General features: G+C 45.5%; 13 protein-coding genes. 7 read left to right on the top strand and 6 right to left on the bottom strand.

Annotated features, from left to right (window positions below):
• Window positions 1–34 precede the first annotated feature (34 nt).
• Entirely contained in the window at window positions 35–286 is a 252-nt protein-coding gene (locus tag AC3ITG_RS31035) for a hypothetical protein (RefSeq protein WP_029880845.1), read from the top strand.
• Between the two features lie 127 nt (window positions 287–413).
• Here the strand turns inward: AC3ITG_RS31035 and AC3ITG_RS31030 are convergent, their stop codons facing one another.
• On the bottom strand, window positions 414–1,181 hold the full coding sequence (locus AC3ITG_RS31030) for an SDR family NAD(P)-dependent oxidoreductase (protein ID WP_489254557.1): 768 nt from the start codon (window positions 1,179–1,181) through the stop codon (window positions 414–416).
• 195 nt (window positions 1,182–1,376) lie between these two features.
• On the opposite strand from AC3ITG_RS31030, the gene AC3ITG_RS31025 reads away from it, so the two are divergent.
• Window positions 1,377–2,015, top strand: coding sequence for a TetR/AcrR family transcriptional regulator (locus AC3ITG_RS31025; RefSeq protein ID WP_063567764.1), 639 nt, complete (start codon window positions 1,377–1,379; stop codon window positions 2,013–2,015).
• Window positions 2,016–2,033: 18 nt separating this feature from the next.
• Here AC3ITG_RS31025 and AC3ITG_RS31020 read toward each other — a convergent pair whose 3' ends face one another.
• Both AC3ITG_RS31020 and AC3ITG_RS31015 read right to left on the bottom strand, forming a co-directional pair.
• Window positions 2,034–2,546 carry an acyl-CoA thioesterase gene (locus tag AC3ITG_RS31020; protein ID WP_063567782.1) on the bottom strand — a complete coding sequence of 171 codons (513 nt, stop codon included), beginning with the start codon at window positions 2,544–2,546 and terminating at the stop codon, window positions 2,034–2,036.
• A 205-nt stretch (window positions 2,547–2,751) separates the two neighbouring features.
• Complete coding sequence (locus AC3ITG_RS31015; RefSeq protein ID WP_024629763.1) at window positions 2,752–3,375, bottom strand: acetate uptake transporter; 624 nt, start codon at window positions 3,373–3,375, stop codon at window positions 2,752–2,754.
• 598 nt (window positions 3,376–3,973) lie between these two features.
• On the opposite strand from AC3ITG_RS31015, the gene AC3ITG_RS31010 reads away from it, so the two are divergent.
• Window positions 3,974–4,150: an aspartyl-phosphate phosphatase Spo0E family protein gene (locus AC3ITG_RS31010; RefSeq protein WP_053782597.1), complete on the top strand. Its 177-nt coding sequence runs from the start codon at window positions 3,974–3,976 to the stop codon at window positions 4,148–4,150.
• A 116-nt stretch (window positions 4,151–4,266) separates the two neighbouring features.
• Here the strand turns inward: AC3ITG_RS31010 and AC3ITG_RS31005 are convergent, their stop codons facing one another.
• Complete coding sequence (locus AC3ITG_RS31005; RefSeq protein ID WP_489252327.1) at window positions 4,267–5,196, bottom strand: response regulator; 930 nt, start codon at window positions 5,194–5,196, stop codon at window positions 4,267–4,269.
• A 441-nt stretch (window positions 5,197–5,637) separates the two neighbouring features.
• Between AC3ITG_RS31005 and AC3ITG_RS31000 the strand changes: the two genes are divergently transcribed.
• The gene (locus tag AC3ITG_RS31000) at window positions 5,638–7,074 is read left to right on the top strand and encodes an alanine/glycine:cation symporter family protein (protein ID WP_489252326.1); all 1,437 of its coding nucleotides are present in this window, start codon (window positions 5,638–5,640) and stop codon (window positions 7,072–7,074) included.
• Window positions 7,075–7,256: 182 nt separating this feature from the next.
• On the opposite strand, the gene AC3ITG_RS30995 is transcribed toward AC3ITG_RS31000, so the two are convergent.
• Window positions 7,257–7,715: a methyl-accepting chemotaxis protein gene (locus tag AC3ITG_RS30995; protein ID WP_371121638.1), complete on the bottom strand. Its 459-nt coding sequence runs from the start codon at window positions 7,713–7,715 to the stop codon at window positions 7,257–7,259.
• Window positions 7,716–8,381: 666 nt separating this feature from the next.
• Between AC3ITG_RS30995 and AC3ITG_RS30990 the strand changes: the two genes are divergently transcribed.
• Window positions 8,382–9,074: a Crp/Fnr family transcriptional regulator gene (locus tag AC3ITG_RS30990; RefSeq protein ID WP_489252325.1), complete on the top strand. Its 693-nt coding sequence runs from the start codon at window positions 8,382–8,384 to the stop codon at window positions 9,072–9,074.
• Window positions 9,075–9,211: 137 nt separating this feature from the next.
• On the opposite strand, the gene pepT is transcribed toward AC3ITG_RS30990, so the two are convergent.
• Window positions 9,212–10,450: a peptidase T gene (gene pepT / locus AC3ITG_RS30985; RefSeq protein ID WP_489252324.1), complete on the bottom strand. Its 1,239-nt coding sequence runs from the start codon at window positions 10,448–10,450 to the stop codon at window positions 9,212–9,214.
• A 539-nt stretch (window positions 10,451–10,989) separates the two neighbouring features.
• On the opposite strand from pepT, the gene AC3ITG_RS30980 reads away from it, so the two are divergent.
• Both AC3ITG_RS30980 and AC3ITG_RS30975 read left to right on the top strand, forming a co-directional pair.
• Window positions 10,990–12,024: an NADH:flavin oxidoreductase/NADH oxidase gene (locus AC3ITG_RS30980; protein WP_413374065.1), complete on the top strand. Its 1,035-nt coding sequence runs from the start codon at window positions 10,990–10,992 to the stop codon at window positions 12,022–12,024.
• Window positions 12,025–12,171: 147 nt separating this feature from the next.
• A protein-coding gene (locus AC3ITG_RS30975) for an IS3 family transposase (RefSeq protein ID WP_489252323.1) occupies window positions 12,172–13,499 on the top strand; the annotation gives its coding sequence in 2 pieces (ribosomal slippage) (window positions 12,172–12,541 and window positions 12,541–13,499; 1,329 coding nt in all).
• Window positions 13,500–13,607: the final 108 nt, after the last annotated feature.

The following is a 13,607-nucleotide window of genomic DNA, read 5'->3' as shown; positions in this document are numbered from 1 at the left end:
CGTGACTGAAGCAAATTCAATTAATGAACAGGAAATGAAGGCATATATTGCAGAGAAGACGAAGGCAAGCGAAGCGAATATCGCTCTTGTCCTGAAGCATGAGCAGGCGTACATTAACAAAGCGCATGAAAATGCCAAAGGCGACGTGGATATCGACGGTGACGATCTGGCCGACTACATTCTGAGCCGCAAAGATGTGAAGCTGGATGAGCTGACCGTTGAAGGCATTCTGGATGCTGAAATGGACTACTTGATGGAAAAAGGGCTCGCTGGCTACGTGGATTAAATTTAAATCAATCTATTTAAAAAATGACCTCAGCCTCCACGTTATTGTGGAATTTGAGGTCATTTTGGATTGTACATTCGGAATCACCTTTTAAACCGCCATCCCCGTTGGGCTAGCCCCATTCTTCTTATTGACCCATCATACCGCCATCGACAGTGTAGAGCGAAGCAGTGACATAAGATGCTTCTTCGGACAACAGGAAGTTCATGATGGCTGCGACTTCTTCCGGTTCACCATAGCGGCCCATCGGAATGCTGGATACCGTAGCGGATTGATAATCCTCCACATTACCGGAGTTTGCCTCGATTTGGCGCATCATGCGGGTATTAATAGTGCCTGGCAATACCGCGTTGACCCGAATACCATGGGGCGCGAGTTCATTCGCTGCTGTGCGGGTGAGGCCAATCACGGCATGTTTGGACATAATATATGGAGATACGGCTGGAGCACCCATCAGACCTGCAAGGGAAGAGGTATTCAGAATCGCGCCTGATTTTTGTTTTTTCATGACAGGGATAACGTTCTGCAAACCAAGGAATACCCCGCGCACATTGACGTTATATACGAGGTCGAGGGCTTCAACGCTCAGATCTTCGATCAGTCCGGTTGGACCTTCAATGCCGGCATTATTGGCGAAATAATCGATACGACCAAACGTATCAAGTGCTTGCTGCACATAGTTTTTCACATCGGCTTCCTGAGATACGTTTGCTTTCACCGCAATGACGTGCTCCTTGTCGAGTTTCAGATGCGTAATGGTTTGCTGAATGGCTTCTTCGTTGAGGTCGACCAGCACCAGATTAATTTTGCGTTCGGCAAGGCGACGTGCCAATTCTTTACCAATGCCACCGGCTGCTCCTGTAATAACGGCTGTTTGGGTATATGATGTACTCATCATTTATTCGCTCCTTATAAAATGAAATCAGGTGAACTGTGAGTGAACATTCAACCTGTGGTCTATCGTTCCTATCTCAATGTTAAGATATACATAGTAATGTGACAATCATCATTGACAGCGCATATGTCAGCTATCGGACAGAGATGTAAGCGGTGTTCATTTAGGTTACAATAATGGACAGAGGAGGTGGAAATGTTGATTATCGAACACCCTCAGGATCGGAGAGCACGAAGAACGCAGGATGCCATCATTGCTGCGGCAGTTTCTTTGATATTGGAAAAGGGAGCTGAAGCCGTCACGATTCGTGACATTACGGAGCGGGCAGATTATAACCGGGGAACGTTCTATTTACATTTTCCTGGTAAACCCGAGCTATTGCAATTCATTCTGGATGATTTCATGCAGGGCGTGGGACAAGCTTATGCATCACCTTACGCGGAGTTAAAAGAAGTGGATATGACGGCATTGCTGCCATCAACGATGCCTGTATTTGAATATATCGAAGCGCATCAGGATATCTTTCGAGCCTTGATGACGATGCATGGGGATATGGGAACGAGACTCTGCAATATGTTCAGAACATATTTAACCGAGGATTTTGTATTGGTGACCGAAGACAGCGACTACACCATTAATTACGATATCATGCTAAGTTACCTGGTATCTGCGACCGTTGGTGTGATTATGCACTGGGCGGAGATTGGGTTCAAGTATTCTTCCCACTACATGGGAGAACAGTTGACCGCGTTAATTAACATCAAACCGACCCGTCTCCTGATTGAACCAGGGCAGAAGGGCCGGACCATTCATGAACGCATGCTTCAGGACTGAATAGCGTGCCTGATTCTCTTATTCCCAAGGATAACTAACGGTGAGGAAGTCGGCGAAGTTCTTGCTTTCTGCCCGCCGTTGTTTCCGCATGGCCGCCCGGGCTGGAGCAGTCTCGTATAATTTCTTCTCTTCCTCCGTCTCCGGAATGATGCGAGGAACAATGAGTTTACGGTTATTCTCATCCAAAGCGACAAAGGTAAGGAATGCGGTCGCCGCAATCTTCTTCTCCCCCGTCTTCAGATCCTCGCGGATCACCTTCACAAAAATCTCCATCGAACTTCGTCCCGTCCACGATGCGAAGGATTCCAACGTCACCGAATCCGTCGGATTAATCGGATACAAGAAATCGACCGAATCGGTCGAAGCCGTAACGGTATTGACCCGGCACAACTTGGATGCGGCGATGGATGCAATGTCATCGATATAGGACATGAGTTTGCCGCCAAACAAGGTATTATGGTTATTTACATCGGTTGGAAATACTCTTGCCGTCTTGAAACAACGTGTTTCGCGCACATACTTTCTCTCCACTTGATCTAATTCCGTAGGTTTAGGTATCTCTCTCATATTTCTTCCTCCTGACAGTATGGCTGATGGACTCTGCAAGATATGGCGCGCCCATCGTCTCTATATGTTAGTTCTAGTATAGGTGTCGGTCACATCCCTATTCAAGTGAAGCATAATTCAAAAAAACCGCCAGGCGCGGACCGGCGCGCTGGCGGTTTGATGCTGTATATTAAGCCTTGGCTTTGAAAATGCCAGACGGTCCGCCAACAGGCAGGAACGTGTAGCCAAAATGAGCATTCAGTACGGAAGCACCTGTGCCGTACAACGACACGATTCCGATTCCCATTTCAGCATAAGCTGCGATGGTATGGAAGATATGAGGAGCTACGCCGAAAGCGTCAAAGGTCAGGCCAAGGAACAGGAAGTCAATGAGAATGAAAATGATGAGCAATACTTTGTTGGCTTCCACGGCACCCAGCGTCATGAACAGGGTGAACACGAGGTATCCGGCAAAAGCAAATCCGAGCTGCTTTCCATCTGCCTGTTCCGCAAGAGTGGAGCCAAACACGCCCATTTTGATCAGCCAGTTGGCACCCATGGCGAACCAGAAGAATGCATATGCGCCGAAGGCAGTTGTGCCAAAGGTATTGTTGCGTTTGGAATCTTGAATACAAGCGAACAACTGGGCAAAAGCACCTAGGAAAATCGCCCAAGGAATGGCGTAGCTAAGGCCGTCTGTAATGCCAAGCTTTTGGGAGGAAGCGACCAGAGTGACGATGGCCAACCCAAATAATCCCATCGCGCTGGGATCGGCGTTTATGATTTTGACTTTAGTCTGTGAATCGGTTTGCATGGTGTTGATGAGCCTCCAAATAATCAAATCAGGATGATCCGTTCGAACGGAATCGTCCTCTATACTTCTTATTTCGTATCCGCCTGGTCCGGACACACACATCGCCCTATTGTACCTGAATGAATTACGTATGAAAAGGGATTTTATTACCTTTTGGAGCATTATCCGATCCCTTGTGAGGCTTGTGTTAGAGATCAAGAACGAAGAGATTGGTTTTTTGGTGAAAAAATACGGAAAATTCCATGTTCATTCCTTAAATTGATCTAATGAAGAAGCACCTCTTTATCGATATAGGGTAACCCCTTGGGTAAGTCTGTAGATCGAGAGGTGTTTTTTTGTTTTTTTAACATACACAATAATGACACAACTGTTTGAATATGAAGTTAGTGGGGAAAATTTGCTCGTGAAATTGTAAGCCAACCTTCAATTAGGCGTTGCAGAGCCATTTTCGGATCGTCTTGTAGAGATGACTTTAGAGACTTTCAAAAATTGGAGAAGGATACAAAACATCCATGCGAACTATGCCATATGTTAATCCAACTATAGATTGACAGGAAAACCTAAAATGTAACACAGAAATAAGGAGGGATCAGACGCGATGGTTATGAGTTTGGAATTGAAAAATCAAATAGAGAAAGCCAGACATAACCTTCATATGTTGGTAGAGCATAACGAGGGTAGATTTGGGCATCCCGATGTGCTTCAGCAGTCCATGGTACTGGATGAATTGATCAATGAGTATAATCGAATGCACTTAAGCAAGCCGAGGGCTTGATGGATATAGATGGTTTTTTTGCATGCGCACATGATAATAGCTGGAATAGGCAGCAGGAAGAACGAATGCTGTATCATTCCAGTTCAATCATGAGCGCATGTTTTTTTGTTTACTCCTCAATGCAACAGCCGCTTGGCTTCCAGATACAGTACCTGAACGAACTTTTTGGTGTTAATGCGAGTCTGAGACAAGGAGGGCTCCACATTGTTTTGCAGTTCCAGCATTTTTTTGCGAATCTCCGTAAAGTCAAAGAACTTCGACGCGTAATTCTCGAACTTCGGATGTGTGTAATCCGTGAGTCCAAGCGATACGACATGGCTTAATGTCTGGAAAATTGCACGGCGAACGCGCTGCTCAGATGCCTTGATCTCTTTCGTTATTTCCGCTGGAGAGGCATCGGAACCCAGTTTGCGTATAGCTACATTCTGGAAGATATCTTTAAGTGACGGGAACGTATATGGAGAGAGCTTATGTTCCTCTGTTTCAATCTGCTCCAGGTATTCCAGCATGTCCAGCAGATCTCTGCTGCCGGCTTCTCCGATCATGCCCATCTCGGATAGCAGGAAATGTCCTGCTGTGGTAATCGTTTTGTCGGGAGCTGGTGTTGTAGCACGCTCGGAGGATTGCAGTCTGGAAAGTCCTTGCAGTGTACGTTGAATATCTGCGATGGATTGCTGCATACGCAGACGTTCATCCACCAGACGCAGAACAGACAGGATCTCCAGCCGATTAATCGGCTTCGTAATATAATATTCGATGCCAAGCGAATAGGCTTCTCCGATCATATTTTTCGACTCAATCTGGGAGATCATCACGATCTTGCCATCGAACCTTCCTTCAAGTGCACGTATCGTCTGAATCCCGTCTCGCTGGGGCATGAGCAGATCAATCAGCAGTACATCCACCTTATGCAGCTCCAGCAGTTCAGCATGAATATGAGCTCCATCTTCGGCTTCCCCCGCAATCTCGCCGAGCCCCTCATCTTCTATAATATCCATCAGCATGGATCGAACCCCAGGATCATCATCCACAATAAAATATCGCATTTCCGTGTCCTCCTTTCTGATTAAGTTAACTCCTATATATTCCGTCCTCTGTATCTATAAATGATCTTTCCCTGCTTTTAATATCCTCTATTATCATACTTGGTTGTGTATCCCGATGTGAAGACCCGTGGACCAATATGTCAGATAAAGTGACAGTGAATGGATAAACGTTGCTTATTTATAAAAAATTTAAATGTTTCCGTGTAGGTATTTGTCGATTTCCGTAGATGTCCCTGTAGTATAGGTAACATCCGAAAATGTGGATTCCGAGATGTGCAGAATGGTACAAACGATGCTCTTAACCTATCGTACTCCAGCAGAAAAGGGTTCGTCTGAGACGATAGAACTGTATGCCTTATTAAGTAGTATGAGAATATTTCGCTCAGTCATACAGCTGGGGAACGCTTTTTAACGAACCATCAACGAAAAGGGGCATTGCCAATGGAGCAAACAATACAAGATATTATTGCAGTTTTCAATGATTTTCTGTGGTCCAAGCTGTTAATCATCTTGTTGGTCGTATGTGGTTTGTATTTTACGACCAAGACCCGGTTCATGCAATTCCGCATGATTGGGGATATGGTGAAAGTGCTCAAGGAGCCGAAAAGTAAGGAGCCCGGCAAAATTTCGCCGTTTCAGGCATTCTGTATCAGTATGGCAGCCCGCGTGGGAACCGGGAATATTACCGGTATTGCACTGGCAATCGCACTGGGGGGACCAGGGGCTGTATTCTGGATGTGGGTTATCGCGATTTTTGGTTCGGCTTCGAGTTTTGTGGAGAGTACGCTTGCCCAAATTTATAAAATCAAGGATAAGGGCGGATTCCGCGGGGGTCCAGCTTATTATATGGAGCGTGGCCTTGGGAAACGCTGGATGGGGATATTGTTCGCAATTCTCATCACGTTGTCGTTCGGTTTGGTCTTTAATGCTGTGCAGTCCAACACGATCACAGTCGCCTTCAAAAATTCATTCGGCATCGATCGGTTGACTGTAGGTATTATTATGGCCGTTGTGTTTGCAGCAATTATTATGGGTGGTGTTAAACGGATTGCCAAGGCGTCCGAATATATCGTTGTTGTACTTGCTGTGCTATACATTGGCGTGGCTGCATTTGTTGTTCTGGCGAACATCACACAGCTTCCGGCCATGATTGCGCTGATTGTAAAAAATGCCTTCGGCATTGAACAGGTTGCCGGTGGTACACTGGGAGCCGCACTGATGAATGGTGTCAAACGTGGTTTGTTCTCCAATGAGGCGGGTATGGGTAGTGCGCCGAATGCTGCGGCTACGGCGGATACAACACATCCGGTCAAACAAGGGCTTATTCAGGCGTTTGGCGTGTTGACCGATACCTTGATCATTTGTACAAGTACGGCTATGATTATTTTGTTATCAGGCGTGTACAAGGGTTCCAATCTGGGTGGAATTGAATTAACTCAAGCGGCATTAAGTGTGCATATTGGTTCATGGGCGTCCGGATTTTTGGCAGTCATGGTGTTCCTGTTTGCTTTTAGTACGCTCATCGGGAATTATTACTACGGGGAAACCAATATTGAGTTTATCAAATCCAATAAAGGTTGGCTGTGGGTATACCGTGTCTGTGTCATCGCGATGGTGCTGTTCGGTGCCGTTGCCAAGGTACAGTTGGTATGGGATTTGGCCGACCTGTTCATGGGGCTGATGGTTGTGGTGAATCTGATTGCCATCCTGATGCTGTCCAAGGTGACATTCGATGCGCTGAAAGATTACAAGAAACAAAAGGCCGAAGGACGTGACCCGATCTTTACTCGGGACCGTATTCACATTCCGGGCGAAGTGGAATGCTGGGAGTCGGAGGCCGAGGTAGTAGGAACAAAATTAAATGAAGCTGCCAAATAATAAAGGAATAACGAATACAGATACAACACGACATTCACATTCATCACGATAAAAAGACAAATGAAAGAGGACTTGGAAGCTCCATCATGGGGCCTTCAAGTCCTCTTTGCTACATATAGAGTGTTAGTGTTCAGCTATCTTTGGGGGAGTGGGTAACCTCCCATCGGGAGATGTACATTTCCTTAATCGTTCACAGAGTAACTGATGAGTTGCTCAGACAGAGCTTTCATGCGTTCTCCCGCTTCATTCAGCTTCTCGATGACATCCGTGAAGGAGGATACGAGCGTAGCTTGCTCCTGAGAAGAAGCTGCAATCTGGGATACTTCGACTTCCATCTGTTTAATAACCTGTTGTACATCTTTCAAGCTGATATCAATGTCGCTGGTAGCCTGTTTGGCATCGACAGAAAGTTTGCGCACTTCCGTTGCGACCACACCAAAGCCTGCTCCGGCTTCACCTACACGCGCAGCTTCGATAGCGGCATTGAGCCCAAGCAAGTTGGTCTGTTCAGAGATTTCACGAATGAACCCGGCAACCTTGTTGATCTGAGACGAATTCTTTACCGCCAGGCGTGTATTCTCCAGAATCTGTTCGCTGGTGGCTTGCAATTCTTCCGCATGAGCGGCAACATGCTGGACCATTTCAACCAGGTTTCCATTAATGGTTTGGTTTTCTTGTATAATAGCTTCAAGCTGATTCTGGTTCGATTGATCATACGATACGCAGAAAATAGCAACGACCTGATGATTGTCATCAAAGATCGGTATATTAAGGACATCCAGCTCGATACCGTAGTATTCTGCCGGCAGGTGGGTCAGAGAGGCCTCGTTTCCGTTCGTGAGAGCGGTGAAGTTCTTATATCCATCCAAAAGAGGATCGCCTTCGTTGAATCCAAGATTAAACTTATCGGTAGAGACAGAATACAGTACTTTCTCGTGATCATACACCGTTAGACTGGCTGGTTCTCTAAGAATCAGACGGATATAAGGCATTACTTTCAAAAGAGCATCTACAACGTTCATGGTAAGTCGAACCATCCTTTCATTATTTGAATTCTAAATTAGCAGTTGTAACTATGCTTATTGCTTTATCTTTCATCGGATAAGAGTGCGCTATCATGTACTCCTTTTTTCATAAAATATTGTCATTTTGAAGGCTGGACTTTAAAATATTTTCCATTTGAATGAATGTATTGGATATAAAATCTAGTTGTAACTATTTTTATATCAAGATATATGCACGGACCTATGTCGTTTAAGGGACATGTGTCCATTGTATATGTAGATCCACACAGGGGGGTATCCAAGATGAGAGAAATCATGGACTTTGGATTACTGCGCGAGCTTGCGCGGGAGCATGGCCTGGATCAGGTACTCGACGAACCTGCGCTTGCTGAATTAAGGTTGCTCGAAGCCTCCAAAGGCGAGATTATATGTGCCAAAGGTGAACGTCCCGAACGATTATATTTTCTCGTCCAAGGTAAGCTCAAGATTTATACAACACTGCCGAATGGCAAGTCTTTGTTGCTTCGTTTCAGTATGCCGCCTGCGCTGGTAGGTGATCTGGAGCTGGTCAATGGCAAGGAAGCCAAAAACACGGTGGAATCCGTCAACAAGAGTCTGCTGTTCGGTGTAAGCTATCGCTATCTCAAGAATACATATGCTGAAAACCCGAAGTTTCTCCATTTTATGCTCAGTCATGTGACCCACAAATTATATACCTTCTCGAATCTATCGAGTCTCAATCTGCTTTATCCTGTCGAGAGCCGTTTTGCAAGCTATTTGCTGTCCACGATGGAGCAGGGGGAGCAGATCACAGAAGAAATCCAGACCTCCAAGCTGACAGAGCTGGCGGATATGCTGGGCACGAGCTATAGACACTTGAACCGGGTGATCCATGACCTCCGCGACCGTGATATCATCCGCAAAGAACAGCGCAACATTGTCATCTGTAATCTGGAGCAGCTGCGTGAAATTGCGGGAGGTAATATGTACGAATAAATAAGGATAGGTGGCAGTGCTTCACAACTGTTGTACGGCAAAAATGTAAAGACACCCTCTGCAGGTCAGAGGGTGTCCCGTGCCTTCACCTGTCAGGTGAAGGTTCTTTTTTGTCATTCTATTGCTTTAGATATGGATTAAACATCTCCACGCTGTTCGAATAATTGAGCGATTTCCACGATGACCTGTGTGGCCTTCACCATATTATCTACCGATACATATTCGAATTTGCCGTGATAGTTCTCTCCGCCAGTGAAGATGTTGGGTGTAGGCATACCCATGTACGAGAGCTGGGAACCGTCTGTGCCTCCGCGAATTGGGCGGATGACAGGCTCAATATCCAGGCGGGTCATTGCTTCATGTGCAATATCGACGATCTGGCGCACAGGTTCGATTTTCTCACGCATGTTATAGTATTGATCATTTAATTCAATGGAGATGCTTTTCTCGCCATATTTGCTTTTCAATTCGCCCACAACATCCAACAAATACGCTTTACGTTTCTCAAACTTCTCCCGGTCGAAGTCTCGGATGATGTAACTCATCTTAGTCAGTTCGACGTCTCCCTCGATAGATAACAAATGATAGAATCCTTCATAACCATCTGTGAATTCGGGAGCTTCCTCCGCAGGCAATCGGCGGTTCAACTCCATCGCAATTTTAGCTGAATTGACCATCTTGTTTTTGGCTGTGCCCGGGTGCACGTTGGTGCCGCGTACTGTGATTTTGGCAGCAGCCGCGTTGAAACTTTCGTATTCCAGCTCACCGAGTGGTCCGCCGTCCACCGTGTAGGCATATTTGGCTCCAAAAGCAGGGACATCGAACTTATGCGGCCCGCGTCCAATCTCTTCATCCGGGGTAAAAGCAACGCGAATCTTTCCGTGTTTTAATTCCGGGTGTTCAATCAGATAGGCCATCGCCGTCATGATCTCGGTTATGCCGGCTTTATTGTCCGCACCAAGGAGTGTTGTGCCATCTGTTGTAATCAGGGTGTGGCCTTTATATTCACGAAGTTCCGGGAAATCAGTGGTGGATAACACCACATCCAATTCCTGATTCAGCACAATATCCTGTCCATCATAGTTGTCGATGACCTGTGGTTTGACATCTTTGCCTGTGAAGTCGGTTGCTGTATCCAGATGAGCGAGGAAACCGATCACTGGAACATCCTTGTCTGTGTTGGATGGCAATGTCGCCATTACGTAGCCGTTATCATCCATGGTCACTTCCTGCAATCCAATGGATTTACATTCTTCAACCAGATATTTACCCAAGACCAGCTGGCCTGGTGTGGAAGGGCAGTTCTCACTATTTTCATCAGATTGCGTATCCATTTGAGCATAGGTTGTCAGTCTTTGAATTAAAATATCTTTCACCAGTAATCGCTCCTTTGGCTCGGTTAGTATATAAGTTGACCACTTATTTTACACTATCACTACAAGGTCAGAATATCCTTCTGATCGCTGTTATCCCCAGATTTTTTTTGATTCCCTTATTAAAAGGGAAAATCCGGTGATAAAGGCGAGTATATGCTTCCGATGCAGCTTTCTTTCAGAAAGCTTTTAGCTTCGCTTCTCCAGTTTATCCTGCCCTCTCCGTTTTCGTGTAACCGTTAGGTACAACTTATATAAAGTGGGTATAGTATAACCTGTATGTCTGTATGGCTATCATATCATGTTTTGGGTTCATTTCGAGTTGTGGTGAATGCATCAGAGGAAAAGGGTCAACTAGGTATAAAAAAGGGTACTATCTCACAAAAAAGTACGTACTTGTATTTCTATGGGTTAGGTTCATAATAGTGATTGAGGATTTGGAGAAGGACAACTGCGGCAAGCATGGGCAGCTGTTTTCCGATCTGGAAAACAAGGAATTGCCTCAACATATATCATCATATTGAATAGGAGATGTAATTGAAATGACAGAGAAATTATTTTCCCCGTATCAATTCAAGGGACTTCAACTAAATAACCGTGTCGTCATGGCACCGATGTGCCAATATTCCGTTACTGCCAAAGACGGTATTCCGAACGATTGGCATCAGGTACACTATGTAAGCCGTGCGGTTGGGGGTACAGGATTGATCGTGATTGAGATGACGGATGTTGATCCGGACGGACGTATTACCGACAATGATTTGGGCATCTGGTCAGATGAACACATTCCTGCCTTTACCAAGCTGGTGGATGGCATTCACGCTTATGGCTCCAAGGTGGCGATTCAGATCGCGCATGCTGGACGTAAAGCAGAGGATGCGGCTCGACCTGTAGCTCCATCGGTGGTTACCTTCCCAGGAGAGAGCTTCAATACGCCACACGCTTTAACTACAGAGGAAACACAAGCCATGGTACAGAAGTTTGCGGACGGTGTACGCCGCGCAGTAGCTGCCGGGGTAGATACCATTGAGCTGCATGGCGCACATGGTTACCTCATCCACCAGTTCCATTCTCCGCTGATGAACCATCGCGAGGATGCGTATGGACAGGATCTTTCCCGTTTTGGTGTCGAGATTATTCGTGCAGTGAAAAAAGAAATGCCTGAAGATATGCCTCTGATTATGCGGATTTCGGCAGTGGAGTACGCTGATGGCGGATATGATATTGATCATACCATTGAAATTTCCCGTGCCTATCAGGCAGCTGGCGTGGATATATTCCACATTAGCTCCGGTGGTGAAGGGGCTTCCGGACAACGTAAACCGGGTAACTACCCTGGTTACCAAGTGCCTTTTGCTCGTCGTTTCCGTGAAGAACTGAACGTTCCTGTCATTGCGGTAGGTATGCTTGAGGATTCAGCACTGGCTCAAGCAGTTATCGGCAACGGTGATGCAGATCTGGTCGCGGTTGGCAGAGGCATGCTGCGCGATCCTTACTGGGCGACTCATGCAGCTCTGGAACTGGGTGTTAGCAAAGATAAAGCGCCTGTTGCACAGCCATATTCCCGCGGATACTGATCTTAATTAGAACATTTATATAAATGCAATTAAAAAGGGATGTCCCATAAGTCTAAAATGTACCCTATAAGATGGACACTTTAAAAAAGGTCATCTTGTAGGGTCTTTTTGTGTACAATGAATAAAAAACGAGCGGTGGTCAAGCGGATGTCAAAGAAATGCTTTACAACTCAAGAGCAAGATCAGTTAAGAAGAAATCCCTATGTGAAAAATGTCAGCGCTAAAGCTATTACGTACACGGATGCGTTCAAAGAACGATTTATTCAAGAATACAGTCAAGGTACGCTTCCCCGTGAGATTTTTCAGGAAGCAGGCTTTCCCATTGACGTCTTGGGTGCAACCCGAATTCGAAAGGCTTCCAATCGATGGCGTGCGGCTTTTCAAGAACAAGGACCTGCTGGATTAACAGACGGTAGAATACACGCTTCAGGCCGTCCTCTGACCCGTGAATTAAGTCTTGAAGAAAAATATGCCCGTTTGGAAGCGAAAATGAAATGGCTTGAAGCGGAGAATGAATTCTTAAAAAAGCTCGATCAACTCGAAAGGCAGATGAGAAAAAAAAAATCCAACTAAGTACGCGGCAAAAATTCGAACTGATTCAACAGATGATGCATACATACCCTTTCCAACGCAAGGTGCATGTTCTTTGTGAAATTGCTGGAGTTTCACGTTCGGGCTATTACCAATATTGTAGCGAAGATGCCAGGTTACATCGTCAAAATCAGGAACAAGACGATCAGAAAGTGAAAGCGATCGTTCTGAAAGCCTACCATTACCGTGGAAGAAAGAAAGGCGCCCGTCAAATCAAAATGACGCTGGAGCACCAATATGGAGTCATATACAATCTCAAGCGAATTCGTCGTGTCATGCAAAAGTACAACATCGTTTGTCCGATTCGAAAAGCTAATCCCGCACGTCGTATGGCCAAAGCGACCCAAGAGCATCGAACCTGTCCTAACACGTTAAATCGAGCTTTTAAGCAAGGGATTGCAGGCAAGGTACTATTAACGGACATCACGTATTTAACTTATGGGAAAAATAAGCGAGCCTACTTATCGACCATTAAAGATGCTGAAACGAATGAGATTTTAGCTTATGAAGTCTCTGCTTCACTCGGTTTGGACATTGCGATTGAGACGTTGAATCAACTCAAAAAGCATCGTCACCTCACCTCAGATGCGTTGATTCATTCAGATCAAGGATTTCACTATACGAACCCAAAGTTCCAAAAGATTGTGAAGAATATGGGGCTGGGACAATCCATGTCGCGTCGAGGAAACTGTTGGGATAACGCTCCACAAGAATCATTTTTTGGGCATTTTAAAGATGAAACGAACTTTAAAACGTGTATGACCTTGGAAGAGGTCAAGCAAGAAGTGAAAAGCTACATGATTTATTACAATCATTATCGAGGTCAATGGAACTTAAACAAGCTGCCGCCTGCACGATACAGACAGCAGCTTGAAGTTGCCTAACCTTTTTAAATTGTCCTTTACAAGGGGTACATTTTAGTCATGAATATGACGGAGGGCATCCCTTTTTAGCATCATTACGATCTAACGAATCGAGCAGATGCTATTAGC

The sequence above is a fragment of the Paenibacillus sp. GL_099_B genome (assembly GCF_057835695.1).
This window is presented reverse-complemented; position numbering and strand designations above follow the sequence as displayed.

Bases quoted from the DNA above. Each gene is read 5' to 3' on its own strand.
- AC3ITG_RS31010 (WP_053782597.1), top strand. From the start codon at position 3,974: ATGGTTATGAGTTTGGAATTGAAAAATCAAATAGAGAAAGCCAGACAT.
- AC3ITG_RS31025 (WP_063567764.1), top strand. From the start codon at position 1,377: ATGTTGATTATCGAACACCCTCAGGATCGGAGAGCACGAAGAACGCAG.
- AC3ITG_RS30990 (WP_489252325.1), top strand. From the start codon at position 8,382: ATGAGAGAAATCATGGACTTTGGATTACTGCGCGAGCTTGCGCGGGAG.
- AC3ITG_RS30995 (WP_371121638.1), bottom strand. From the start codon at position 7,715: ATGGTCCAGCATGTTGCCGCTCATGCGGAAGAATTGCAAGCCACCAGC.
- AC3ITG_RS30980 (WP_413374065.1), top strand. From the start codon at position 10,990: ATGACAGAGAAATTATTTTCCCCGTATCAATTCAAGGGACTTCAACTA.
- AC3ITG_RS31035 (WP_029880845.1), top strand. From the start codon at position 35: ATGAAGGCATATATTGCAGAGAAGACGAAGGCAAGCGAAGCGAATATC.
- AC3ITG_RS31000 (WP_489252326.1), top strand. From the start codon at position 5,638: ATGGAGCAAACAATACAAGATATTATTGCAGTTTTCAATGATTTTCTG.
- AC3ITG_RS31005 (WP_489252327.1), bottom strand. From the start codon at position 5,196: ATGCGATATTTTATTGTGGATGATGATCCTGGGGTTCGATCCATGCTG.
- AC3ITG_RS31015 (WP_024629763.1), bottom strand. From the start codon at position 3,375: ATGCAAACCGATTCACAGACTAAAGTCAAAATCATAAACGCCGATCCC.
- AC3ITG_RS31030 (WP_489254557.1), bottom strand. From the start codon at position 1,181: ATGAGTACATCATATACCCAAACAGCCGTTATTACAGGAGCAGCCGGT.